This is a genomic window from Alicyclobacillus contaminans DSM 17975 (assembly GCF_000429525.1).
Taxonomy (GTDB): domain Bacteria; phylum Bacillota; class Bacilli; order Alicyclobacillales; family Alicyclobacillaceae; genus Alicyclobacillus_A; species Alicyclobacillus_A contaminans.
Window position 1 is genome coordinate 90019 of record NZ_AUCA01000003.1, and the last position, 25374, is coordinate 115392.

The following is a 25374-nucleotide window of genomic DNA, read 5'->3' on the forward strand; positions in this document are numbered from 1 at the left end:
AGCCGCCCGCCGGTTTGTTGTTACAGATGGGCCGATGGAAGAAGCGTGTTGGGCGTGGTGGACGGATGCAGCCACTGCACGATGACGGAATGCTGAAGCTGCATGTGCAGCCACGGATTCTGCACATAATGAGCCACCAGTGTCGCCACGTAGATGAACAGAACGGCCAACGCCAAGCCCACGACCAACCCGGCCAAGCGGTTGACCGTGGACAGCACGGGCAGTTGGAACAACGTGTCCACCAGACCCATCGCGTATCTCAGCAACAGCCACGTGACGATGAACACCAGCGCGAAGGATACCGCGCCGGACATGTCGCCGACCACCAAGCCCAGCCATCCGGTCACGGTTCCGCCGCTCTCCTGCGTGTGCAGAAATGACGCGACCACGGGGGACACGTAAGGCTTTAACCACAAGGAAATCGCATAGGCCACCACCGCCCCAAAGAGACGGGTGATTTGCCGAAACAGACCGCTGCGATATCCGTTCCACCCACCGAGCGCCACGATGCCAAACAGGATGAAATCCAAAACATCCAGCGGTGCGTCACTCCCCTCGTTCATTCACCGCTCAGAGGGTGATTTGGTTTGCTCGTCAAGCAATTCCAGCAATGAGTCATATTGATCGCGGAGCTCATGCAGTTCCTCCGCGATGTTCAACGCGGCCAGCACCGCGACCTTTCGCGCATCCAGATTCGGGTTTGCCCGCAGCACGGCCTGTATGGTGTCGTCCACCGTCTTCGCAATGGCGAGCAGCCGCTCCTCCGACTCGCTGCCCCGCAAGACGTACTCCGCCCCGCCGATTTGCACTCGCACGCGATGGATGGCCTCCCCGCTCATGCCGCAAGCCCCCTTTCGAGTCCCTGGATATTTCGGTTTCCGGCAGCCAAAATCCTGCCCGCCGCGTCACACCGTTCGCAGCGTGGCACCGAACTGGTCGGCCCACGCCCGCACGATGCGCTGCTCCACCTGGACTATTTCGTCGTCGGTCAGCGTCCGGTCGTCCGCCCGATACCGGAATGCCACCGCCACACTTTTCTGTCCCTCGGCAACCCCTTTGCCCTGATAGATGTCAAACAGGGCGCAGTTCTCAAGGATACTCGCCTCCGCCGCGGCATCCCGAGCTGCATCGAGAAGTGCCTGAACCGGCACGCCCACGTCCACCAGCACCGCCAGGTCACGCCGCGATGCCGGATACTTGGGAAGCCGCTGGACCTTCCACTCGGCCTTCGTCAGTGCCTGCAGACGTTCCAGATCAAACTCGGCGTACACCGCCCGCCGAATGTCCAACGCCGCAGCGGTTTCCGGATGCACTTCGCCAAATGTGCCAACGCGCTGCCCCAAAATCTGCACTTCCGCGCTCCGCCCCGGATGCAACCAGTGCATCCGAACCGGGACGAAGCGGGCGTCGTCCAACCAGCCGAGCGCCTCCAGCCACGTTTCAATCGCACCTTTGGCGTCGTAGAAGTCGTAGGGACGAGCCCGTTCTCCCACCGCAGGCTCCAATTCACCGAACCAAAGCCCTGCCCACTGCAGGTGCTCGCACGGTTGCTGACGCAACGGAAGTTCTGTCGGCCAGTACACGCGTCCCACTTCAAAGATGGCGCCGCCAGACACGCCGTGCGCCAGATTGTAGCGCGCAACCTCCGCCAAGCTCGGCAGCATGTGCGTACGCAGCGCCGTGCGCTCCTCAGACATGGGATGCAGCAGCGGGATCATGCTGCGATAGGGCGAGTCCGCCGGAACCCGCAGCGCGTCCACCTCCCGAGGATGCGTCAGCGTATAGGTCACCACCTCATTCATGCCAACCGCCATCAACACGTTGCGCGTGCGCCGGCTCAGCACCTGCAGCGGTGGTCTGTATCCCACCGTGGTTGAGGTGGCGGGCAACGTGGAGGGAATCGCCGCATAGCCCGCAATCCGCCCGACTTCCTCCACCAAATCCGCCTCCAGCACCACGTCCGGTCGGCGCGGCGGTACGAGGACGCGCCACTGGTCATCCGTCTCCGTCTCCACCGCGAATCCGAGCCTGCGGAACACGTCTCGCATCAACTCCGGACCATGATCCGTTCCGAGCAGCATGTTGCACCGCGCCGGCTGGAACGGCACCGCACGCGCCGCCATGGACAGCTTGGTGCCGGGTCCATCGACGCACACCGGCGCGCCTACCGGCGTTGCGCCAGTCAGCTCCGCGAACAATTCCGTCGCGCGGACGAGGGCTCCGGTGATGGCGTTCGGATCAATCCCCTTCTCAAACCGCTGCTGCGCCTCCGACTTGAGCCCCAGCCGCTGCCCCGTCCGGCGCACCGATACGGCGTCAAACGCGGCCGATTCCAGCACGACTGATTTCGTCCCCGCCGTGATTTCCGAATTTTGTCCACCCATCACGCCGGCGATGCCAATGGCCCGCTCGGCGTCGGAGATGACGAGCGTGTCCTCGTCCAGCTTCCGCGTCTCGCCATCGAGGGTGACCAACGTCTCCCCCGCCCGGCCGGCGCGCACCACGATGGTTTGCTGGCGCACCGTATCGAGATCGAACGCATGCAGAGGCTGTCCCCATTCCAGCATGACGTAGTTCGTGATATCCACCGGCAGGCTGATGGGCCGAATGCCCATGGCCATCAGGCGCATCTGCATCCAGACCGGAGACGGCCCCACGGCCACGCCGTCAAACACCTGCGCTTCGTACCGCGCGCAGAGGGGGGTCTCGATGCGGATGGATACCGGCGAAGGTCCCTCGGTCGTCGGCGTCCGACGCTCCGGAAAGGTGGTCGGCCTGTCGAGCAGCGCCGCAATCTCGTGCGCCAGCCCGCGAATGGACAGACAATCGCTGCGGTTCGGCGTCAAGCCAATATCGAGAACCACGTCGTCCAGATGCAGATACGCCACCAAATCCGCCCCGACCGGCGCATCTGCGGGAAGCAGATACAGCCCTTCGGTCTGCTCTTTCCCGAGCAGCTTCGTCTCCAGCCCTAGTTCCTCGGCGGAACAGAGCATCCCGTGTGACGCCACGCCGCGCAGCTTCGCCACGCCGATGGATCCGCCGGGCAGTTCCGCCCCGGGCAGCGCCGTCGGCACTTTCTGCCCCACCGCCACATTCGACGCTCCGCAGACGATGATGGAGGGTTCCGCCGCGCCCACGTTGACCGTGCAGACCCGCAGCCGATCCGCGTTGGGATGCGGCTGGCAATCCAACACCTCGCCAACCACCACTCCGCGAACGCCCTGGTTGCGCGCCGTCACAGCCTCCACTTCGAGACCGGCGCGGGTCAACAATTCAGCCAAGGCCTCCGGGGACACATCGTGAAGATCCACATATTGAGAAATCCATTGATAGGACAGTTTCATCTCCAACCCTCCTCACAGCACACGATGGAACTGGCGCAGCAGCCGCAGGTCATTTTGGTACAGCAGCCGGATGTCTTCAATGCCGTACTTCAGCATCGCGATGCGCTCCGGTCCCATGCCGAATGCGAAACCGCTGAACCGCCGGCTGTCGTAGCCCGCGCCATCCAGCACGCGAGGATGCACCATGCCGCATCCGAGAATCTCCAGCCACCCTGTGTCCTTGCACATCCGGCAGCCGCTGCCCCCACAATTGGTGCAGCGGATGTCGAGCTCGGCACTCGGTTCGGTGAACGGGAAGAAACTGGGGCGCAATCTCACCGTCTGATCCGCCCCGAACACAGACCGCGCGAACAGCTCGAGGGTCCCTTTCAAATCACTCATCCGGATGCCCTCCCCAACGACCAGCCCCTCAATCTGATGGAACATGTGGGAATGGGTCGCGTCGTCCTCATCGCGCCGATACACTTTACCGGGCGCAATGACCTTCACCGGTACGTTCGGCCGCATGCGCTCCATGGTTCGCACCTGCATCGGCGATGTTTGCGTACGCAGCAGGAGCGACTCCGTTAAATAGAACGTGTCCTGCATATCCCGGGCCGGATGGTGCTTTGGCAAGTTCAGTTTTTCAAAGTTGTACTCGTCGGTCTCCACCTCCGGACCCTCCGCCACTTCATAGCCCATGGCCACAAAAATCTCGACAATCTCTTCGATGATTTGCGTCAAGGGATGCATCGATCCCCTCGGCTTCCGTCGCCCTGGCGCCGTCACATCAATGGTCTCTGCAGCGAATCTCCGCTCCAGCTCAGCGGCGTGCAGCGCTTCCTGCTTTTTCGTCAGCGCGTCCTGCAAAACGCTCCGCACCTGGTTGACGTGCTCGCCGAGCACCGGTCGTTCCTCGGCTGGTAACTGTCCCATTTGCCGTGAAATTTGCGTGAGGTCGCTCTTCTTGCCCAAATATTGTACACGCCACTCGTCCAACTGACGCATATCCTGCGCGTCTGCCAATTCGCCGAGCGCACGATCCCGCAGGGATTGCAACGATGCAATCCAATCCGTGATGTTCACGCCATCCGCCTCCTTTACTCGCTGCCACTTCCGCCCGCTGAACGGGGTAAATAAAAAAGCCGTTCGCCTCAGTAAGGGACGAACGACTCGCGGTACCACCCTTCTTGACAGCGACCATGCTGCGCTGTCCACTCCAATGAGCGTAACGTGCTCCTCCGGTGCCCCCTACTTCGCACAACCATGTGCCGGTTCAGGTGCACAGCTCGGGGGGGAACTTCACACAGTTGCCACTGGGCTGGCTTCCAGTCATGGCCAACCTCCCTGAACAAGCGGCGAACCTGGTTACTCTCCCCGTCACAGCCGATACGTTATGTCCAGTTCCAAAGTATAGCGAATGCCCGTATCCGGTGCAAGACAAGCCCCGTCTTCTCGAAAAGAGTTCGTATCGGATTGGCTGTCTCCCGCATACATTATTAACACGCTCTTTACAGCACATGGCCGATGTTCGAGCTCCCGCACACAAGAAACCGCTTGCAATCGTAAAGTGTGAGGAATTTGCCAACCTGTAGTTGACGGATGACCGCGCAGCATGGAATATGTAAGACACAGCATCATCCGAAAATCGCAAAGGATGCCTACAGGATTTTCAACCTGTCGTGTAGAATTATCTGAATAATACAATAAGGCAGGTGTGGCATATGGTTCTTGAACTGCTTCGTTCCCTACTGATTGATTGGGCCCTGGACACCAAGGACAAAGCACTGTTTGAGCACTTGACCTCGGAAAACTGGGAACAGTACGTGGTCTCCGAGCACACCGACGCCAATAACGCACCGGATTCCCCTCGACGCATGGTGCTGAAGGACCGCCGCGGAGGACGCCTTGCGGTGTACCGATTCCCCGCCGTTGGCGAGCCTGTCATTTTTGTCATTCCCGAAACCGACTGGGATGACCGCGGTTGGCGCGACATTCACGGTTTCACGTTCTATGACCGCCTGCGCAGCGCGGGATATCGTACGCAGGCCATGTGGGTGCCGATGGATACATCGGAATACACCGAACTCTGCAGCAGGTACCGGGTCGTGCATCCGCGGCAACTGAACCTGTCCCTGCCTGACCGCCGTTGCACGTTGACCAATATCGACACACCGTCGAACGGGTCTCAGCCCACGCGTTAACTTACGCCCGGAAGCCGAATCTCCACTGTGGTTCCCTGGTGCAGTTGGCTCTGAATGGACATCTGCCCTTTGTGCGCCTGAACGATGCGATAGCTGATCATCAACCCGAGTCCGGTTCCAGACTCTTTGGTGGTATAGAACGGTTCGCCGAGTCGCGGCAGGTGGGATTCGGCAATTCCTACACCGTGATCTATGAAGCGCAGTACCACCTCGCCCGTCGGTGTGGTGACCGCCTGAATATCGATATCGCCGCCGTGCGGCATCGCTTCAATGGCGTTTTTGAGAATATTGATGAACACCTGTTTCAGCTGATTTTCCTCGCACAGCACATCGGGCAGGGGTCTGTCCGCCTCAATTCGAATCTGAACGTTGTTCAGAATGGCCTGAGCGTCCAATAACGCCACCACGCTTTGCAGCAGCGCTTCCGGGTTTTTGCGCTGAAACTGCACGGCGTGTGGTTTTGCCAAAATCAAGAACTCCCCGATGATGAGCTCAATCCTCTTCAATTCATCCAACATGATGCCGATGTACTCACTCTCGCTGGCCTGGCGCCGTTTCAACAATTGTAGAAACCCTTTCACAGCAGTGAGCGGGTTGCGCAGTTCATGCGCCACCCCCGCAGCCAACTGACCGACCACGGCCAACTTGTCCGACTTGCGAAGCAATTCCTCAGTCTCAACCCGATCCGTGATATCCCGCAGCACCAGGACCAGCCCATCCATGTCGCCTTCGGTGTCCAACATGGGCGAGCCGGCACCTTCCACGAGCACCCACCCGGCCGTGTCCCTGCGGTAATTGAATTGGATTTGAAACGGCGTGAGCTGCTCTCGCGCCATCCGCAGATGGTCTTGGACGGACACGCGATCATCCGGATGCACCACGCTGGTCAACGGAGTGCCAACCAACGCATCTCCGGACCACCCCATCACTGTCTCATGCGACGGAGACGCGTACGTCACCCGACCGTCCGTGTCCAGTGTGAGAATCACATCCAGTGTATTTTCGGCAATCAGGCGGTACTTTTTCTCACTTTCTCGATAACGATTGGCCAAATTCCGATATTGCACGGAAAATATGTAAATGACGGCGAGAAAAAATAGATCACAGCTGACTTCGAAGTACAGATCCCAGCCGCTTAACGTAAGAGCCCTCGTTAGCACGGCAGAGAAAATCAGCACCGGAAGATAGAGTGTTTGCACCCACTTTCGAGTGATAGGCCTCGCAAGAGTAGATGTTGTCTTGTATATCAACTGGAGAATCAGCACATTTACAATCTCAAAACAGGCAACCGTCAATAAAACGTCTACGAATAGTGGCAGTCCAGTGAACCACGAGTAAACTTGACAGCTGATGAAGGCGCACACCGTGTACATTCCCAATGTGCAAACCATGCGAAACCACGCGTTTGGAGAGAAGAGCCTATGACCATGCCGAATAAACGAAGCTAACGTTCCAACCAGCATCCCCAATTGTGCTGCCGGCAAATCGTTGGATAACATCAGATACATGAAACCAATGACCCCGGCATTGTAACTGATTCCATTGGGCAGTTGAATGGGAAATGTATCGAGTACTGCGATGACAGCACACGCGGACAGAAGGAATACTAAATTGTGCTGCAAATCGGCGAAAAATATCGCGTCACCGATACAAACCAACCCTGCCCCAAAGAGCAGGATCGTCAAGATATTCAGATCTTTCATCGTACACCTCTCAGCCGTGCGTTGCGACGAATGAGCCAGACAACGCCGATTCCCGCGACAATGTCACCTGGGCTCAGAACATACCTCCACATCGGAATCCAGTCTCCCAATAGTGTAACACCACCGGGCTGAACCAAGCTATGCCTGGAGTCCTGTAGCTGAGACAAACTGTGGCCAGCCACTTCCCAGGCCTGCACGGATACCGGCATGGTCCCGCCGTGCATTGTAACGGCAAACCAATTCAACGAGGCTCCCAAGGCCAACATCCACACACCTGGAATGGCAGCGTTCCGCCACAGCGCCACCACCACGGCCAGTAAAGACATGATAAAGCACCAAGGGGGAACCGAGGCATGGAATGCCACAGCACCCCCCCACAACAGGAGCTGGGTACCGAATGCGCCAATCAACAACCATGGCCAGTGAAACCGCAATTCCAACAGGCTCCTCAGAGACAAACCACGCATCAACGCCCACAAGAGTCCAGCAATTACAAACAGCACCATGCGCATCATCACCCGGAGAAGATTGAACAAAAAGAACCAGGGAATACATTCCCTAGTTCTTCAGGAGAAATTAAAACCAAGGAGACTGAACGATCGTCGCCAACGCAACCGCCACCAACACGCCTGCCGTCACGAGCGCATTCTTCCGCATCGAATCCTGACCTCCTTTCGCAACTGGCTGGCGTAGCACTCGATGAGCCAGAGTGCCGTAGCCCCTGTAGTTTTGCGTCCCTCGGTTTCCCGAGGTTTGCCCTGCGATGTGGACTTGTCCACATCTCCCGTAGTTCATACAATACGGATGCAGGAGTCGAAATTTCAAATATTTATTTTTGTTTAAATCATAGCATGCCGAATTGGCGAATGTTGTCGAAACCTGTCATCGACGCATATTTTTTTGTCAATTCAGCCAGATTCGATGCGGAAGGGTTCAAATCCTCAGTGCGTCCGGCTCCATCGCCGCTGAACCAGGGTTCTCAGCACGAGGTGAATGAACAGAATCACCACCAGCAGCACGCACGCCGCGCTATACGCCAGTGCGTGGGATTCATTATACGGCATATCGATGTACGTCCACACCACATAGGTCAGATACCCGATTTGATGATGCGTGAGCGCAAGGGACGGATTGTACATGGACCAACCCGCGGTGTAAAGCAGCGGTGCCGTCTCACCGAGTCCAATGGCCACCGCCAGAAGGACACCGGTGATGATACCGCTCGCCCCCGACTTCCAAATCACCCGCGTGATGGCCTGAGACTTCGTCATGCCGAGTCCCCATGCAGCTTCCCGTAAGGCGTGGGGCACCTGCTGCAGACTCGCCTCGGTCGAGCGAAGGATGTACGGCACCATAATCACCGTCAGGGCCAGCGAACCGGCGAGGGTTGAAAATTCCCATCCCCAACGTATCACCATGAACAGGTAACCAAAATATCCAATGACAATAGATGGCACACCGGACAGGCCTTCGGTGCAGAAGCGAATCACCGATGCCAGCCGCGATCCGGCGAACTCTGATACGAAAATCCCACCCAGGATGCCGAGTGGAGCGGAAATCACCACGGCGAGGAAAACCAGGTACAGCGTCCCGAGAATGGCGTTCTCCAGGCCGCCGCCGTTGCCGGATGTGACCGTCCACAGCATCGCCGGTCGGAACGAAAGAACACCGTGCCAGAGAATGGTGGCAACCATGTCCACCAGCGAAAACAGAACGAGTGCCGTCGCCAGCCACGAACCACCAAACCCAATCCAACTTCCCAGTTTCCGCCGAAGACGCCGGGATTGATTCATGCGCGCACCCCTTCCCGCAGGGTCTTGCTGCTCCGCTGCACCAAAATTCTCGCCAGCCAATTGGTGATGAGGGTCAGTACCATCAACACCAGCGCGAGTTCTGCCAGCGCATGCACGGCCAGGTGCGTCGCGTCGGTCAGCGCGCTGTCCAGCTGGTTGGCAATCACCGATGCCATGGTGGAAATGGGACTGAAGATGGTGTGCGGCAGCGCGTTCATTCCGCTTCCTCCCACCATCAGGACGGCCATGGTTTCGCCCATGGCGCGGCCCCACCCAAGGGCGACTGCACCAATCAGCCCGTCCTTCACGTAAGGCAGGCAAATGCGGCGAATCACTTCCCAGTCGGTCATTCCCAGGCCAATGCCGCCCTCCCGGTACAGCACCGGAACCTGCTCCAACAAATCACGCGTGGTCGCGGTGAGAATGGGAACCACCATCAACGCCAGCACCAATGCGCTGTTCAGCAGACCCAGACCGGTGCCTGCGGAGCCGCGCAGGAAAGGAATGAAGCCAAGAACCCGATTGATGGCCGGCCCGAGATCATGCACAATCCACGGTCCCAGGACCACCATCCCCCACAGGCCGAAGACCACGCTCGGAATCCCAGCCAGCAGCTCCACCAAGATGGAGAACACCGATTTCACGGGACCGTGCACTCGATAGGCGAGAATTACGGCGGTGCACACGGACACCGGGATCGCAATCAGCATGGCCAGCACGGAGGAAGCCAATGTGCCGACGATATAGGGCAATGCGCCATAGGTCGCCCCCGCGGGCGCGGATACCCCATTCCGTACGACCATGTTGCCGTACATGTCGCCGAGGTCCCAGTTCACTCCGGTCAGAAAGTGCCAGCCCATGTACCGAATCACCGGTATGGAGTCAATCAGCACCACCACGCCGATGACCACCAGGAACAAAACGGGGGTGCTGGCGCACAAGCCAGCCACCACCCGGAACCAAATGTCTGCTGTCTTGGATGCTCGACTTGCCGCGCGCATCCTCATCCCCCCATTGTCCACTCCAAAGTGAATGGCGTCAGCTGCCAATCTTGTTGATCTGCGCTTCGCTCTTCGGCTCTACGCTCGACGGCAGCGGCAGGAAGTGAACCGGATCCATATATTGCGAACTGTTGCCGCCGTTCGGCTGGATGGCCCACTGCAGGAAATCCTTCAGCGCCTGGGCGACGTCGCCGGACTGGTGCGAGTTCACCACTGCATACTCAAAGTTCACGATGGGATACGAGTTGTCTCCCGGTGCGTACACCAACGAAATCCGTTCATCGTCCGGCACCTGATTCACCATCGCGTTGGCGGCCGCCGCAATCGAGTCCTTCGTCGGCAGCACGTCCTTGCCGGCCTTGTTCTGCAGCGCCGCATAGCCGAGCCCCTGTGCCGTGGCCTTATCGAGCCAGCTGATGCCGACATAGCCGATGCTGTACTTGGTGTTCGCCAACTGCGTCACCACACCGTCGTTGCCCTTGGCCCCGATGGAACGGTTACCCAGCGACGGCCAGGAAATCGTCGTGTTGTACTTGTACTTCGTGTTCCATTCCGAGTTCGTGTCCGAGAGATACTGGCTGAACAGGAACGTGTCTCCGCTGCTGTCAGAACGGTGAATGGTCGTAATCGGTTGATTCGGCAAAGATACGCCCGGGTTCAGTTTGGCGATGGCCGGATCGTTCCACTGTTTGATCTCGCCCATGTAAATCTTGGCGATGACGTCACCGCTCAGATTGAGATGTTTGTCCGCCGACAGCCCGGGAATGTTATACATAATCTGCTGCGCGGAAATCGCCAACGGAATGTTCAGCATGGAGGGATTCTGCTGCACCAGCGCGTCAGACATGTAGGCGTCCGAAGCCCCAATCTGCACGTTGCCAGCCACAGCATCCGAAATCCCTTTACCGCTTCCAGTGGATGCCGCGTTGATGGTCACATTCGGATGCACCGACTTGTAGGCCGGAATCCACTGGCTGTTGAACAGCGGGTACAGCAAGGAACTTCCCGTTTCATTCAGCGTTACCGGAGCGGAACTCGCGGAGCTGGTCGAGTTGTCCGTCGAGTTTGCTGCGTTGCTCGTATCGGAATTGCCGGCTCCACTGCCACATCCTGCGAGAGTCACCAGCACAGCCGCCGATGCGGTGAGCCCAGCCCATTGCTTCCGATTCCATTTCATTCTGAAGTTCCTCCCTTTTCTTTTTGGACACTTGTTATTGCACGGTGACAGCGTAACAACGGGCTGTGAATCGAGTGTTGAGCCTCTGTTAAAGGTTTGTAAATTCCGGCCTGTCGGCGATACCCCTGTAAAAACATAGATGCGACAGGCGAACCCGCCTTGTCGCATCTCATCTGACCACCTGCTGCGGCGGCCCGACGAATTTATACCCGATGCCGCGCACCGTACGTATGTACGTCGGCTTCTTCACGGATGGTTCAATTTTGTCGCGCAGGTGAGATACGTGCACGTCCACCACCCGCGTATCGCCGCTGACGGTGTATCCCCAAACCTGATCCAACAGCATATCCCGCGTCAACACTACGCCTGGATGTTCCATGAAATACCGAAGCAGCGAAAATTCGGTGGGGGTCAGTTCAACAAATCGACCGCCAACACGCAGTTCGTGTCCCTGCACATCCAGTTCCACGTGGCCCGCTCTCAGGATGTTGCCGTCGTCCGACGACCATGTCGGCTGCTGCATGGGACCGTTGGGCACCCGTCGCAGCAACGCCTTCGCTCGCGCCACCAGTTCCCGCGGGCTGAACGGCTTGGTCACATAGTCGTCCGCGCCCAGCTCCAGCCCCAACACGCGGTCGATCTCGTCGTCCCTGGCGGTCAACAGCAGAATCGGCACCGTAATCCCCTGATGACGAAGCCTTCTGCAAATTTCGAACCCATCCAGGTTCGGCAGCATCACGTCGAGCACGACGAGGGCGACGGACGTTGGATTTTCCACAATCCGCTGATAAGCCTGCAAGCCATCCTGCAGGCATTCGGTCGCAAAGCCGGATTTCTGAAAGGAAAACTCCAACAGACGCACAATCGCCTCTTCATCGTCCACTAATAGGGCGGTGGGGGCGCCCGGCCACAAGGTGTTCAATTGAGATCCGAGCGCTCCCCGGTGGCGATGTAGATCACACCCTCGCCGATGTTGGTTGCGTGATCGCCAATACGCTCGAGATAGCGCCCCACAAACGCCAGCGTAATGGCCTCCGCCATCGCGTCGGGTTGACCGGAGGTTGCGGTGAACAGCGATTCCACCATCCTCCGATACGCTTTGTCCACGACATCGTCGGCCGTGGCCAACTCACGCGCCAACGCGGGGTTATAGTCAACGTACGCGCGCAAGGCGTTCGCAATCATGTTGCGCAGCGCATCGGCGATGAAACGAATGTCGGCCATGATGTCAGCGGGCGGTGCCTGCTGCAGTCGTTTTGCCGATTTCGCCACGTCCACGGCCAGGTCGGCCATGCGTTCCAGATCCGTCGCCACGCGCAGGCCTGTGACCACCTTTCGCAGATCCGTGGCGACCGGCTGCTGGGTGACCAACACGTGAATGCACAGATCCTCAATCTCGTGCTCCATCCGGTTGATGTCTGGATCGGACTGAATCAACGCATCCGCCTTGGCGACATCGCGCACCGCCAACACATCCACCGCGATACGCAACATCTCCTGCACGTCTTCCCCCATTTGAAGCAACTTCGATTGCAATTGCTGCAAGGCGTGATTCAGGGCATGTCTTTGCTGCATCGTACCCCCCCTGTCTAATCCGGTCGGCTCATCCAAACCGCCCGGTGATGTAGTCCTCTGTCCGGTTGTCCTGTGGGCGGGTGAACAGCGATGTGGTGTCCCCGAACTCAATCAGTTCCCCGTTCAGGAAAAAGGCCGTCTTATCCGCCACGCGGGCTGCCTGCTGCATATTGTGGGTGACAATCACAATGGTGTAGTTCTCCTTGAGCGACAGCACCAATTCTTCAATGCGTGCGGTGGAAATCGGGTCCAGCGCTGAGGCCGGTTCGTCCATGAGCAGCACGTTGGGCTGTACCGCCAACGCCCGGGCGATGCACAGGCGCTGCTGCTGACCACCGGACAGCGCCACCGCCGGTCGATGCAGGCGATCTTTCACTTCGTCCCAGAGTGCGGCCATCCGCAGACTTTGTTCCACCCGCTCAAACTGTGCGGATTTGTCTCGCATGCCGCCGAGCTTCAGACCGATGGCGACGTTGTCGTAAATGGACAGCGTGGGAAAAGGATTCGGTTTCTGAAACACCATGCCGATGACGCGCCGCACGTCGACCGCGTCCATCTCGTACACATCCGCGTCGCCCAACTGCACCTTGCCTTCCACCCGCCCTTGCGGCGTGGTTTCATGCAAGCGGTTGAGACAACGAATGAAGGTGGATTTCCCGCAACCCGATGGACCAATGATGGCGGTCACCCGGTTTTCCGGAATTTCCATGGAAATCCCACGCAACGTTTGATGATTGCCATACCAAGCTTTCAAATCTCGTACATGCAACGACTGACCCATCTCGGCACCTCGTCTATCTGGTTTCCAAACCTCTTCGTTTCTGCGAGAGCGAACCGAGACTCCACACGGCCGCCCACGGCTGTTACGTTCCTCATCCTAACCCGCAGTTGTTAAGCCGATGTGAGCCGATTGTAAAGTCCGTGTAAAGGCGGGGCAGTCATTGCTCATCATTCCAGCGGCAGCACGGCAGAATGCCAACCACAGGCCGACGCTGTGGTGTTGAGGCACTCCGCAAAACAGCGCGTCTGTTCCACGCGGCTGTACTTCTGCTGCTCCTCGCGGTTGGGCGCGTACTGGACGCCCCCCGCTCGGTGCGCGTGCACCAGACTCACCAACAAATCAGCCATGGCGTTCACCTGCTGCGGAGGCAGAACCCAGCCGGCCCGCGTCTGGCGGACCAGATTGGCGGCTTCCCCTTCCTCCACCAGCGCCAGCATGGGACGATTCGCAAACAGGTATTCGTACAGTTTTCCCGGAACGTAATCCGAGCTACGGGGTCCCGTATCACCGATGAGCAGAAGCACGTCGGCGGTCTGCATCCGCTTGAGCGTCTCAGTGCGCGGGAGATAGCCGTGGACATGCACCAGGCCCTGCAGCTGCAACTGCTCCACCAACTCCGCGTTTGCCCGCTTGCCCGGGTAATCGAAGATACCGGCGAACTCCACCCGAATGTCCGCTTTCGACAGACGGCCGTCCGCAATCGCCTGCGCGAGCGCCCGCAGAAACGGTTCGGGTGAACGGCGCTCGTACAGGATGCCCGCGTAAAAAATCGTGAGCGGCCGCTGGCCGGGCGCTGCGTCATCCGCCGAGCGCTGAACCGCCGGAAAGTCCATCGGATCCGCGCCATTGCGAATCACTTGCCACTTCTCCCGCGTGTGCGGGTACGTCTCCACAAACTGATCTCGAAACGCTTCGGTGACCGTCATCAACACGTCCGCCCGCTGCATCACCTTGCGTTCCATCCAGCGATGGACCGCGTCCGTCAGGCCGCGATGGTGATAATGGAGGTTGCCCACCCACGGATCCCGGAAGTCCGCAATCCACGTGACGCCGGTCCATTGCTTCAACAGCAGTCCCACCAGGTGCGTGCTGTTTGGGCCGGACGTCGTGTAGACACAGTCTATCCCCGCGTACTGCACCAGGGACCGGGCATGGCGCGCGGCGGATATCGCCCACCACACGTACTCATCCGGGATGAGCAGGGCGGACTTCAACGCCTTCAGACCTCCGCGCAGCCACGCACGCGGCCCGTGCCTTGGCGGCATTCCAGCAGCGGCGTTCGCGGAGGGCGCATCGCCGTTCCACTGCACCGACGCCCGCTGCAGACGCGACAGAGGGTTTGCAATCCGCTCGATTCTCGTACCTGCGGGCACGGCCTGGAGCAAACTTTCGTCCATCGTTGCAGAATATGCGTCCTTCGTCGTGAGAACCATCGGTTCCCATCCAAAGCGCGGCAGGTGCTGCACAAATTTCAACGGCCGCTGTACCGCAATTCCGCCCATCGGCGGAAATGCGTAAGTCACCATCAGAATGCGCCGGGTCATTGCATCGCCACCTCCAGCAGTCGGCCGAGGGCGGTGCCATGCTGGTCACAGCGGAGCAAGTGGGGAGTGAGGAGTTGTCGCGGATCGTACAGGACCTGGCAGGTGTTGGGCAATTCGAGACCTTCGCTCAACCCGTGGTCCAAAAGTGCATCCTGCCAGCAGGCCATGACCAGCGCGTGACAGTCCTGGATGCATTCAACGAGGGTGCGGGTCTGGAACGGAAATTGCAGGGGGACGACCGGATCGAACGCGCGAACCACGGCCCCTCGCCGCTGCAGTTCCGCGATGAGGGCGAGGGATGGGCTCTCGCGCAAATCGTTGCTGTTGTCTTTCATGCCGAGTCCAAACACGGCGATGGTGGACTGTTCCGCGGGAACACCGGCGGCAGCCAGTTGTTTGACAATGCCGTCGGCTACCCGCGCCGGATTGGTTGCGTTGATGCGGCGCGCCAGCCGCAGCAGCGGCAGCTCCGGTTCTCCCTCCGGCAGTGAATGGCGCAGGTAGTGCAGCGCGTTGGGAATGCAGAATCCGCCCACGCCGATGCCGGGCGTCAACAATTTCACCCGGGGATGAGTATTGGCCAGCCGAATCAGTTCGTGCACGTCGATGCCGTGCCACGCCGAAAACTGGGCCAGTTCCTGGACCATGGCAATCTGCACGTCCCGCTGGACGTTCTCCACGACTTTGACCGCCTCGGCGGTGCGGAGATTGGTCCAGTGCACGCTGCCGTTCGTCAGGTCGGACAGGAGCGCGGCGGCCCGCTCTGTGCACGTGCGCGTATAACCGCCCACCACCACGTCCAACGACTGAAACTCGTACATCGCGCGGCCTTCCGCCACCCGTTCGGCGGCGTATGCCACGGCGAACTCTTCACCGGGACGCAGGCGGCTCTCCTCGGCGAGGCGGGGAATGCAGAGACGCTCCATCGTTCCAGGCGGCAGTGTGCTTCTGATGAGCACGAGGTCGCCCGGTTTCAAGACGCGGCCGACATCCGCCATGGCCCGCTCGAGCGGGGCGGTGGCGACCTGTTCGTCCGTCACCGGCAGGCCCACCGTCACCACATACGCCGCCGTATCGACGGAGGCGTCGGCCAGGCGAGTGGTCGGCTTCAGTCTGCCGCTGCGGATGTGATCATTTAGAATTGCTTGCAACGTACGACCTTCGTACGGTTCAACAATGTCCGTTTGTCCTCGCTTCAATTGCTCGATTTTGTCTGCGTCCACATCGATACCGTAGACGGAATACCCTTTTTCGCAGAACGACAGCGCGAGCGGCAGCCCGATGTGTCCCAAGCCAACGACGGTCAACGTTTTGTTCATGATTTTGCGCCTCCGTTCCTCCTGCCCGTATGGGCTCAACCACTTGTGCAGTCAATTGTAGCGAGCGGTTGTGAAGGAACTGGGTAAAATCGTAAACCCTTTGTGAAGACCGTGTGCGGATCGTGTGAAAGAATGGGATTCACAGGCACGACTCGGACTCTGCGGCCAGCGCGTCGTACAGCCAGCGCCGCACGTGCAGCGCCGGTACGTCGGATGGCACGTGCGCTTCCCGTCGCATGTCGGCTGGCGCCATCCGCGGCCGCACCGACTCGATAATGCGTTGGTCCTCGCCCATCACCTTCAACGTGTGCGAGAGATGGTGATCATCGAGAAACTCCGCGTCCTGCGCGAAATTGCGCAGCGTTTTTCCGAAAATCCGCGTGTGTTCGTCGTCCAAGGGCGTGAACGTCAAATAGGTGCACATGCTCGCATCGCCGGCAACCGGTGCGCGGATGATCCAGTGATTGGGGTAGGTGAACGCAATTTGCACACGCTCTTCTGAGTTCACATACGGTCGGGGCGGCTCCAGAGGATGCGCGGGAACGAACGGTGCGGGGTGAATGACGAGGCCGTCATCGTGGACGCGATAATCGACAGTACGAACCACCGGTGAGACATCGTGTCCCGTCGTGTCGGGATGCACGAAGGGCAGATGTGAAATGTCGAGCACACTTTCCACCACGCGGGTGAAGTGGGCGTTCCATGTTGCGGAGAACGTGCAGCCCTGATAGTCCGGATTGCCCAATTCAGGAAACAGAGACAAGGGGATATGCGGCGGAGCGGCTGCACCGTCGGCCTCTGGACGCGCGCGCACCCAGATGAGCCCCGCCATCTCTCGCACGGGGAAAACGGTCAAGCGGGCCGCTTTGGGAATGGCCTGCCCTTCCGTGTTTGCGGGAACGCGCACGCACGCCCCGGTGGCGTCAAACGCCCATCCGTGAAACGGACACACGAGCAGGCCGTCCTCCTCCTTCCCCAGCGACAGGTCGCAGCCCCGGTGCGGACAGTATCGGCCAACCGCCCGCCAGCCCCCGTGGTCCATGCGAACCACGAGCAGGGACTGTCCCAACAATTGCACGGTGAACCAACCCGTGTCCGCCTCCGACACGGCGGCCACGGCATACCAAGCGTTGCGAATCACAGCCATCCCTTCTTCCGAACCGGTTTCCAGTGATGGCACAGCGTATGCAGCGACGAGGCCGTTGCACACACCCCCGCCTGTACTTCTGCACATGAAAGAGCGGCCCATCGCCGCCGATGCCGCCTGTCCGCGCTGCTCACGAGCTTCCGCGTGTCCCCGCCCCGCCGAGGGTGTCGGAGAGGCTGATGCGGAGTGCGCCGGTGTGCGGATCGAGAAATGTACAGGCGTTCACAGCGAACACGTCCCGAAGGCCGGACGGACGGATGACCAGCTCGGGACTGCCCATGGCGCGCACGCGCCCTTGGTGCAACAGGACGAGGTCGGTACAGTACCGCGCCGCCAACTCCAGGTGGTGCAGCACGGCCATCACGAGATGACCTTCTGAAGCCAGCTGACGCAGTCGCTGCAGAATATCCAATTGATGATGTAAATCCAGACTGGATATCGGTTCGTCCAGCAACAACACGGGGCTCGCTTGGGCGAAACACCGGGCAATCCCTACGCGCTGGCGCTCGCCGCCGGATAACCGCGCCAGGGGAATGTCGGCGAGTTCGGTCAGCCCGAAGGTGGAGATGGCTTCCATCACGCGCTGGTGGGCAGCGGACGGCAGCCGCCCAGACAGGGTGCGTTGCGCAAACGGTCCCATCTCCACATACTCGCGGACGGTGAACAGCGCGGCCGCCGGCAGGGATTGCGGCAAGTGCGCAATCCAGCGGGCGCGGGTGCGGGCCGACGTAGCAGTGACAGACCGGCCATTGTACACCACGCGCCCGGAAGTGGGCCGGACAAGTCCCGCCAAGGCGCGAAGCAGGGTGGACTTCCCGGCGCCGTTCGGGCCGATGACGCCCACGAACTGTCCTCCCCGCCAGCATCCGGACACATCCCGCAACACCGTATGGACCGAGAGTCGTTCTGCCGTGAGCACGCATGGTTCACACATGGTCATCCCCCCGCATCCGCTGCCCCTGTCTTCGCCTGAGAAGAAACAGGAAAAATGGCGCCCCCAAGCAGGACGTGACAATGCCGACATTCAATTCAATGGGGTACAGGATGAAGCGCGCTCCCAGGTCGGACCACACCAGCAATGCGGCGCCGCCGATGGCGGCGGCGAGAAGCAGCGATCGGTGCAGGGGCCCAAGCACCAGCCGCAGGATGTGCGGCACAATCAATCCCACAAAGCCAATGCTTCCCGTCATGCTGACGCAGGTTCCCACGACCAGCGCGGCGGTCCACAAAGTCCAGCGCTTGGTCCACTCCAGCGGCACGCCCACGCCTTCCGCCTGCTCTTCGCCCAACGACAACACGTCCAGTGCGGGTGCCTGCAGGAAAAAGATGCACCATCCTGCAACAACCACCACGGTCAACAGGCCAATCTGCGGCCAGGTGCAGCCATCGAGGCCGCCCATCAACCAGAACATCATCTGCTGCATCGTCTGCAGCGGAACCGTGGACAGCAACAGCGACACCACCGCACTGCACAGGGAGGACAGCGCCACCCCCGACAACAGCAGCGAAGAAACGGACGTGCGACCACGTATGGTGGCGAGCCGGTAGACGCACAGCACCGCTGCCAATCCGCAGGTGAAGGATACTGCGGGAGCCACCCATAATCCAAAGTGGATGAGTCCGGTCTGAACCATGACCACTGCGCCCAATGAGGCGCCGCCGGTCACGCCAATCACGGACGGATCGGCCATGGGATTCTGAAAGATGGCCTGCAGCGCCACGCCGGCCATGGCCAGTCCCGCCCCGGTGAGTGCCGCGAGCACGAGGCGCGGGAGGCGGATGGCTCCGAGCACCACCGCATCCGTGCCTCCCCCGCCGTGTATGTATGCGAGCAAATCCACGGGAATCTTCGAGAAGGGTACCGCCACCGGCCCCGTGCAGAGCGAGAGCACCGCGCCCGCCAGCAGCACCGCCAACAGTGAGAGAAACACCAGACGCCGGCGCACGGTCCTCATGATTCGAATTTCAACGAAGGGTACAGCACTTTCGCCACATCCTCAACCCCCCGCGTGACATACTGGGATACGCTGGTTAAATCTGCGCTGTTCACGGTGTACACACGGTGATGTGCAATCGCCGAAACGTGTTGCAGCGCAGGATTGGACAATAATTTCTGAACAAAGGCCTGGTCGTCGGTGGTGTCAATGATGACGTCAGGATTCAGCTTGACCACCTGTTCATCCGTGATTTTCTGCCACCCATGGAGGTCTTTCGCCGCGTTGATGCCTCCGGCGTGAACGATGACATCATTCACGGTGGTGTCGCTGCCAGCGGCATAGCCGAACGAACTGTAATCCAGCACCCGCAGTTTCGGCTGCCCTGAGACCTTTGTCGCGATGGTCTGCAGTTCGCGGTTCATGTTGGTTACGAGTTTGTCCGCGCCCTGCGGGTTGTCCACCAGTTGCCCAATCACTCGGATGTTGCGTTCAATGTCCGCGATGGACTGGAAATCATTGAATTCGTAGGCAGGAATGTGTGCCTGCTGAATCTGTTGGACAATGGCCGGCTCCGTGTATGAAGCCAGCAGCACCAGATCCGGCTTCGCGGCAATGACCTGCTCGGCGTTTGTGGTCTGAATGGTGGGAATCCCCCTTACCAACGAAGACACGTTGGAGTAGGTGGGATTGGACGCATATTGGGTGACGAGGACGATGTCCGACTTCGGCACCAGCGCCGTCAAAATCTCGTCCGTCCCTTCCGTGGCAGATGCAATACGTTGCGGTTTCTTCGTAAGGGTCACAGTATGCCCGGCATCGTCGGTGCGTGTGAGCGGATAGGTCACCGCTGCGGTTTGGTTCTCAGGCGCTATGGTCTGCTGAGCGGATTCTTTGGCACAACCAACGAGCGCAGAAACAGTGATGAGTGCAGCAATCCATTGTGGCCATTTCATCGTTCGGTTCCTCCTGATGCCTCCATCAGGCGATCCCTTCAAAAAACCACCTCTGCGCCCGCAGAGATGGTTGTGGTTGGAGGTATGCATCACGCATGAAAGGTATGTCCATACCTTGTTCCAACGCAACCTCTCCTCGAAGGTTTCGCGCATACACACTTCAGGCAGGTCTCCTGACTCGCAGCGAAAACCTGTGCATGCCTTCCCACAACCTATGCAGTGACAGGCACAGCAAATCACAAACGCTGCTCACAGTGGCGGGACCGTACCGGATTCGCACCGGTTTCCCTATTCTCTCTGAAATTCAGAGCACCTGAAGCGGTTTATGGGGTTTGGTTGTGATGATAGAGGAGCCTTCACCGTTGGTCAAGTGCTGCGGGCGGACCCCCCATGCTCGGTGGATGTCCGCCCGCAGACGATGTTTGGGGAGTGAAATCAATCAGTGGTTCGTGATGGACGGCGTGGTGGCATGGCGCGTCACCTGGATGAAGTCCACCACCTGGTTCGCAGCGGCGGTCGCGGCGGTTCCGTTCACCACAAGCGCGTAGACGCCAGGCGCCGGCGCCGTGAACGTGTGACCGTTGGTCAACAGGTGACCGTCTCGCGTCGTGATGGCCGTCCCCGGCGTACGGTTGTTATACGGAACCACGTACACGTTGTTCGCCCACCCAGCCCCTTTTGGACTGGTCACACGCACGCTCCACCCCAGCGGCACGGTGATGGTGGCGGCCGACGCCCAGTTCGCGCGCGTTCCGCCGATGCCCGTCCGGGTGTTGTTCGGACCTGCGGCGGTTCCGCCAGTGACGGCGTTGCCGCGCACCGTGGTGTCGGCGAGACGGACATCGACGCGACGGGCCGCATGATTGAATGCGACCGTTTGCGATCCGCTGTACACATCGCCGGTCGCCCAAGCCCCCGTGCCATTGACGCCGTTGCGGAACGCTCCGCCGACGGCGTTGCCGGTTCTGGCAATGCCGTTGCCGACAGCGTTGGCGCCGCCGCCAATGATATTGCCGGTTCCGCGAACCACATTGCCGGTGGTATTCCCGACAAAACCGGCCGCGTTGCCCGCCGCATTGCCCGCGTTGTTGGCGCCGTTGCCACAGCCTGTGACTGTCACAAGCGCCAGGACAGCCAGAGCAGCTTTCCACTTCAAGACACATCGCCTCCCTTCAGAGGGAGTGTTCCCGCGCCGTGGCTTCCTCATCCGACTCATGCGGCCGGATTTCGCAAAAAGTCACTCGACATTTGGAAAGCGTCCGCCCATTTCGTACAATACAAGTGTCGTGGGAGTCGGAGTGGATGGTCCGAACTCCGGATACAAAGGGAGGAATCGCAATCGTGGCAGACATCCTTGTGCCTGATTTAGGAGAAACCACCCGCCAGGCCACCGTCGGCGCGTGGCTGAAACGGACCGGAGACCGCGTACAGGCAGGCGAACCGGTGGTCGAATTGGAGACGGAAAAAGTGAATTTGGAAGTTGTTGCCGAATCCGACGGCGTGCTGGGTACCATTCATCGTCAAACCGGGGATACGGTCACCGTGGGCGATATATTGGCCACGTTGGATCTCGCAGACAGTCGCCAATCGTGATGTCAGGCATCATCCCGATGGGACTTCTGCCCCGCGTTGAACGATGGTATGCTTGGCATAGAAAGGGCCAGCGGAACGTCACACAGGAGAAACAGCCCGTGAATTGTCCGGGACAAAGGAGAGAACGCAACATGAACCGTTCATTGAGGCGCTACGTCATTCCCACTGCAGCCATCTCCATCTTTGCACTGTTGACTGGATGCAGCAGTTCCTCCGGAGGCGGTAGCCCGGTCAATAACACGGTGGTCTCCGGTCCCAGCAATCAGACCGACAACAGCGCCCCGCCAACCACCAACAGCCCGTCGGCAAACATCCCCTCACCCGCTCGGGAATCGGGGATTCATTCCAATGCAGATGCGGTGAAACTGGTGCAAACGCTGTTCCAATCCCAGCTGGCGAAAGACAAAAATTTAATGATTCAAGTGGATCATACCAGTACAGAAGCTGGCCATACGGTCTATTCTGTCCATGTTTTCGACAGCACATCCAACCATGTGGCAACCATCGCCTGGGTGGACGTGCGTGACGATGGTATGGTGCGCGATGGCATCGCCCGGGATGCCTGGACAACGCCATCCGACTACCAGTCCAAACACGCCTGAAGAACGGACGGCAAATGGTCGTCAACCGGCCGCGTCATGCGGCCGGTTGACGTTCAGGACACCTGTTCGCGCGGCAGTGCAGCGGTGGCCCGCAAGCGGCGGTAATTGAGATACATCAAGATACGCCACGGCAGCAGCATGGAGAAAGCGAGAATGAAGAACAGGGCTGCCGTTTGCGGAATGGACACGTAATCCTCAATGTACTGGTGGAGTGCAATTCGCAGAACCACGAGGACAAGCAGGACAACCACAAACCCCTTTGAACGTTTCAGATACACCTTTCCATCCGCCACGAACATTCTCGATGTCGCCACCAACGGTGCGCACAACAGCAGACCTGCCAATATCGCCAGCCCCGCATACGAGAGCGGTACGTGAGTCTCTGGCACCACGAACATGAGAAATCCAGTGCTCATGCCGACAGGGGGAATCAGTATCTTCTTCGCCGATGTCGGCGACTTCGAGGCTTTGAGGCGGATCACAATCACACTGAGAGCAAACAGAATCAGAATGATACTACTGATCCATGCGGCAATCACCAACGACGCCTCCTTTTCCATTCGAGACGAGACACGCACTCATTCCCCATTATACCGTGAGGCCGTATCCACCAAAGCGCAGTCGGCCCGACAGATGTGAAAGATGTCCGAATCCGAGTCACCGACTCCTGCTTGACATCCTCGACCACTGCGTCAAAATCATTGTAATCATTTTTGATAATGATTGTATTTGAGGTGATGCGCGACGAAGGAACCACTCGAATCCAAAGCAGATATCTTATTGCATCCGATTCGCCTGCGCATCATCGGACTGCTCGCCTCAGGACATCCGTTGACCGCCCAGAAGATGCTCGGGCAACTCCCGGACGTCCCCGTGGCCACACTGTATCGTCACCTCAATAAGCTGGTGTAGGCCGGTAATAGTCTTCTGGGGAATGTTTGTCCGCTTCGGCGTCCCGATGCATTGGTAGGCATTCGCCGTGGGCGTGATGGGGTGGCTGGTGGCGATGTTGATGCGCGGCCCGATTGCCGCACTGGTGCGCAAATGGCCCGAGGATCGGGCCACACGGGTAATGGGTGCAGCATCAGGGCCCCTCGAAGAATGCGTCCGGGCAATCGCACTCTTCGCCGTGGGGCGGTCATTCGACACCGCCGCTTCGCCGGGCCAAGGCTGGGCGTTTATGGAAGTTCTGTTGACCATCGTCAACGGGGCCGTGTTGATTCAGGTGTTGAACCGTTCGACGAAAAAGCAGAACAGGTCAAACAGATCCTTCAGAACTCAAGGCAACTTAGCGCAAGTCCATTGCTTGGCGTTGTCGAGCGCATTGTTGCGAGCGCGTACCACATCGGCAGCACCTTGTTAATAGCTCGGAGTCTGTGGCTGGTGATTCTCATGATTCCCGTCCACAGCCTGTTCAACCTGACCACTGTCCGACTCGGAAAGAAGTCCATCCTTACAGCCGAGGCTTGTGTCACGGTGACGGGCGTCGTGGATTCGTTTCCGGTGTGTACGCTTCAGGGATGTAGAGATTGATTCAAGAAGGAGGTCCAGCCCATGCTGGTCGTAACAACGGAGAACATTCCAGGTTATCAGGTTGAAAAGGTGATTGGACAGGTGTTTGGCGTGGTGGTGCGAAGCCGCGGCCTCGGCGGGAATATCACCGCAGCGCTGCGGAGCCTGGCCGGCGGCGAGATCAAAGAGTACACGGAAATGCTGGAAGACGCCCGCAAGGCGGCCATCGATAGACTCGTTCAAAACGCGCACACCATGGGTGCAAACGCGGTGGTCATGATGCGGTTTGACTCCAGTGAGATTGGGCAGACGATGTCTGAAGTGGTCGCCTACGGCACAGCGGTCGTCGTCCGTGAGGGATAATCCGTGGGGCGATGGGTTTCGTATTACTTTCTGTTTGAGCTCGCCATCGTCGTTCTCGCCATTCTGACGACGATGTGGTTTCGGGCACGCCGGCGACGGGCGAGGTTAAAAGAGCCTCCGAAGGGATTTGTACTTACAGATGAATCGTTTATCGATCCCACCACCGGCGTGAAGCAACGCGTATGGTACAATCCGAACACAGGCGAACGCTACTACGAGACCTGGGAAGACGAATAGACGCAGCCGGGGGCCCCCCCCCGGCCACAGCGAACCTCATTTAACCGTGCTCGGTTCCAAAGCGTGTACGTAAAGAACGAACATTCGGGGGATCACCTTCCATCTGTGATACCGCTGTGCCAAATGAGTCTACTTTTTTATCGGATTGCCGATGGGTACAAGGTGATTCATCAAGCCGATTGGAAAGCTGTCTCCCGGAAAAGGTATGACTTCAATGTATGTGCTCCCTTTCTGGAAGAAATACTGAGGAGATTCGGAGGGATCATCTAGTGCCCCTTCAGGCAACGTAGTTTGAGGAAAGTGGAGGATCAACCAGTGGAATGGAGAATATCACCAACGGTGGTGATATTCATGTGCCTGTATGTCCGTGAATTGAGCCCTGCCGAGGGTAACAGATTGGTTCGTATTGCCCGTAAGGGGTCCAATCCGGTCTCCGTGCGTAGAGCACTGGTTGTCCTGGCTTCTGCTCAACGAATGAAGGTCCCCGAAATCGCACGACTCTATCACTTGTCGGAGGAACATGTCCGCCATGTGATTCACGCATTTAACGAGAAAGGCTTTGAGGCTCTTCAACCCCGCTATGGTGGTGGACGTCCCAGGACGTTCA

The 25374-nt window shown here is 59.2% G+C and carries 28 protein-coding genes, 2 riboswitches and 1 other annotated feature; of the genes, 8 read left to right on the forward strand and 20 right to left on the reverse strand.

Annotation, left to right across the window (positions count from 1 at the left end):
• Positions 1-20: 20 nt before the first annotated feature.
• The 4 genes from G463_RS18280 to pheS all read right to left on the reverse strand — a co-directional run bounded on the left by G463_RS18280 (position 21) and on the right by pheS (position 4406).
• Positions 21-563: a CvpA family protein gene (locus G463_RS18280; protein ID WP_051321826.1), complete on the reverse strand. Its 543-nt coding sequence runs from the start codon at positions 561-563 to the stop codon at positions 21-23.
• On the reverse strand, positions 564-839 hold the full coding sequence (locus G463_RS0102470; protein WP_026973931.1) for a cell division protein ZapA: 276 nt from the start codon (positions 837-839) through the stop codon (positions 564-566). It lies immediately after the preceding gene.
• Between the two features lie 66 nt (positions 840-905).
• On the reverse strand, positions 906-3347 hold the full coding sequence (pheT, locus tag G463_RS0102475; protein ID WP_026973932.1) for a phenylalanine--tRNA ligase subunit beta: 2442 nt from the start codon (positions 3345-3347) through the stop codon (positions 906-908).
• 12 nt (positions 3348-3359) lie between these two features.
• Positions 3360-4406 (reverse strand): phenylalanine--tRNA ligase subunit alpha, encoded by a 1047-nt coding sequence (pheS, locus tag G463_RS0102480; protein ID WP_026973933.1) that lies wholly within the window; start codon positions 4404-4406, stop codon positions 3360-3362.
• A gap of 77 nt (positions 4407-4483) precedes the next feature.
• Positions 4484-4719 (reverse strand) — a binding site (T-box leader).
• Between the two features lie 331 nt (positions 4720-5050).
• Between pheS and G463_RS0102485 the strand changes: the two genes are divergently transcribed.
• Positions 5051-5530 (forward strand): IDEAL domain-containing protein, encoded by a 480-nt coding sequence (locus G463_RS0102485; RefSeq protein WP_026973934.1) that lies wholly within the window; start codon positions 5051-5053, stop codon positions 5528-5530.
• On the opposite strand, the gene G463_RS21510 is transcribed toward G463_RS0102485, so the two are convergent.
• The 15 genes from G463_RS21510 to G463_RS0102565 all read right to left on the reverse strand — a co-directional run bounded on the left by G463_RS21510 (position 5527) and on the right by G463_RS0102565 (position 21616).
• The gene (locus G463_RS21510; RefSeq protein ID WP_169725406.1) at positions 5527-6729 is read right to left on the reverse strand and encodes a PAS domain-containing sensor histidine kinase; all 1203 of its coding nucleotides are present in this window, start codon (positions 6727-6729) and stop codon (positions 5527-5529) included. The genes G463_RS0102485 and G463_RS21510 overlap by 4 nt on opposite strands.
• A 500-nt stretch (positions 6730-7229) precedes the next feature.
• Complete coding sequence (locus G463_RS21515) at positions 7230-7739, reverse strand: DUF5317 family protein (protein WP_156900058.1); 510 nt, start codon at positions 7737-7739, stop codon at positions 7230-7232.
• Between the two features lie 166 nt (positions 7740-7905).
• Positions 7906-8001, reverse strand: a riboswitch (cyclic di-GMP riboswitch).
• A 173-nt stretch (positions 8002-8174) separates the two neighbouring features.
• Complete coding sequence (gene pstA / locus G463_RS0102505) at positions 8175-9026, reverse strand: phosphate ABC transporter permease PstA (protein ID WP_026973935.1); 852 nt, start codon at positions 9024-9026, stop codon at positions 8175-8177.
• Positions 9023-10027 carry a phosphate ABC transporter permease subunit PstC gene (gene pstC, locus G463_RS0102510; RefSeq protein ID WP_035485247.1) on the reverse strand — a complete coding sequence of 335 codons (1005 nt, stop codon included), beginning with the start codon at positions 10025-10027 and terminating at the stop codon, positions 9023-9025. The genes pstA and pstC overlap by 4 nt, the downstream gene beginning before the upstream one ends.
• Before the next feature lie 37 nt (positions 10028-10064).
• Entirely contained in the window at positions 10065-11204 is a 1140-nt protein-coding gene (gene pstS / locus G463_RS0102515; protein WP_026973937.1) for a phosphate ABC transporter substrate-binding protein PstS, read from the reverse strand.
• A 169-nt stretch (positions 11205-11373) separates the two neighbouring features.
• Positions 11374-12126 (reverse strand): response regulator transcription factor, encoded by a 753-nt coding sequence (locus G463_RS0102520; RefSeq protein WP_026973938.1) that lies wholly within the window; start codon positions 12124-12126, stop codon positions 11374-11376.
• Positions 12123-12779: a phosphate signaling complex protein PhoU gene (phoU, locus tag G463_RS0102525; protein WP_026973939.1), complete on the reverse strand. Its 657-nt coding sequence runs from the start codon at positions 12777-12779 to the stop codon at positions 12123-12125. Before phoU ends, G463_RS0102520 begins: the two co-directional genes overlap by 4 nt.
• 28 nt (positions 12780-12807) lie before the next feature.
• Complete coding sequence (gene pstB / locus G463_RS0102530; RefSeq protein ID WP_026973940.1) at positions 12808-13560, reverse strand: phosphate ABC transporter ATP-binding protein PstB; 753 nt, start codon at positions 13558-13560, stop codon at positions 12808-12810.
• Positions 13561-13727: 167 nt separating this feature from the next.
• Entirely contained in the window at positions 13728-15104 is a 1377-nt protein-coding gene (locus G463_RS18295) for a glycosyltransferase family 4 protein (RefSeq protein ID WP_051321829.1), read from the reverse strand.
• A complete protein-coding gene (locus G463_RS0102540) occupies positions 15101-16423 on the reverse strand; it encodes a nucleotide sugar dehydrogenase (protein ID WP_026973941.1) in 1323 nt (440 codons plus the stop codon). Before G463_RS0102540 ends, G463_RS18295 begins: the two co-directional genes overlap by 4 nt.
• Positions 16424-16562: 139 nt before the next feature.
• Entirely contained in the window at positions 16563-17564 is a 1002-nt protein-coding gene (locus tag G463_RS0102545) for an aromatic ring-hydroxylating oxygenase subunit alpha (protein ID WP_245575660.1), read from the reverse strand.
• 136 nt (positions 17565-17700) lie between these two features.
• Positions 17701-18504 (reverse strand): ABC transporter ATP-binding protein, encoded by an 804-nt coding sequence (locus tag G463_RS18300; RefSeq protein ID WP_156900059.1) that lies wholly within the window; start codon positions 18502-18504, stop codon positions 17701-17703.
• Positions 18497-19525, reverse strand: a complete 1029-nt coding sequence (locus G463_RS18305; RefSeq protein ID WP_035485250.1) for a FecCD family ABC transporter permease — start codon at positions 19523-19525, stop codon at positions 18497-18499. The genes G463_RS18300 and G463_RS18305 overlap by 8 nt, the downstream gene beginning before the upstream one ends.
• Positions 19522-20460, reverse strand: a complete 939-nt coding sequence (locus tag G463_RS18310) for an ABC transporter substrate-binding protein (protein ID WP_084171148.1) — start codon at positions 20458-20460, stop codon at positions 19522-19524. The genes G463_RS18305 and G463_RS18310 overlap by 4 nt, the downstream gene beginning before the upstream one ends.
• Before the next feature lie 146 nt (positions 20461-20606).
• Positions 20607-20792, reverse strand: a riboswitch (cobalamin riboswitch).
• Positions 20793-20899: 107 nt separating this feature from the next.
• Positions 20900-21616: a hypothetical protein gene (locus G463_RS0102565; protein WP_026973943.1), complete on the reverse strand. Its 717-nt coding sequence runs from the start codon at positions 21614-21616 to the stop codon at positions 20900-20902.
• A gap of 185 nt (positions 21617-21801) precedes the next feature.
• Here G463_RS0102565 and G463_RS0102570 point away from each other — a divergent pair, with 185 nt between their 5' ends.
• Positions 21802-22053 (forward strand): biotin/lipoyl-containing protein, encoded by a 252-nt coding sequence (locus G463_RS0102570; RefSeq protein WP_026973944.1) that lies wholly within the window; start codon positions 21802-21804, stop codon positions 22051-22053.
• A 131-nt stretch (positions 22054-22184) separates the two neighbouring features.
• Entirely contained in the window at positions 22185-22655 is a 471-nt protein-coding gene (locus tag G463_RS0102575) for a hypothetical protein (protein ID WP_026973945.1), read from the forward strand.
• Positions 22656-22708: 53 nt separating this feature from the next.
• Here the strand turns inward: G463_RS0102575 and G463_RS0102580 are convergent, their stop codons facing one another.
• Entirely contained in the window at positions 22709-23194 is a 486-nt protein-coding gene (locus tag G463_RS0102580; protein ID WP_245575661.1) for a CcdC family protein, read from the reverse strand.
• A 241-nt stretch (positions 23195-23435) separates the two neighbouring features.
• Between G463_RS0102580 and G463_RS22110 the strand changes: the two genes are divergently transcribed.
• The 5 genes from G463_RS22110 to G463_RS22115 form a co-directional block, all read left to right on the forward strand.
• Positions 23436-23567, forward strand: a complete 132-nt coding sequence (locus tag G463_RS22110; protein ID WP_245575662.1) for a helix-turn-helix domain-containing protein — start codon at positions 23436-23438, stop codon at positions 23565-23567.
• A 471-nt stretch (positions 23568-24038) separates the two neighbouring features.
• Positions 24039-24188, forward strand: coding sequence for a hypothetical protein (locus G463_RS22690; RefSeq protein ID WP_156900061.1), 150 nt, complete (start codon positions 24039-24041; stop codon positions 24186-24188).
• Between the two features lie 21 nt (positions 24189-24209).
• The gene (locus G463_RS0102595) at positions 24210-24530 is read left to right on the forward strand and encodes a heavy metal-binding domain-containing protein (protein WP_026973947.1); all 321 of its coding nucleotides are present in this window, start codon (positions 24210-24212) and stop codon (positions 24528-24530) included.
• A gap of 3 nt (positions 24531-24533) precedes the next feature.
• Entirely contained in the window at positions 24534-24767 is a 234-nt protein-coding gene (locus G463_RS0102600; RefSeq protein ID WP_026973948.1) for a hypothetical protein, read from the forward strand.
• Positions 24768-25082: 315 nt separating this feature from the next.
• Positions 25083-25374 (forward strand): helix-turn-helix domain-containing protein (locus tag G463_RS22115; protein ID WP_156900062.1); only part of this gene is annotated, 292 nt, incomplete at its 3' end.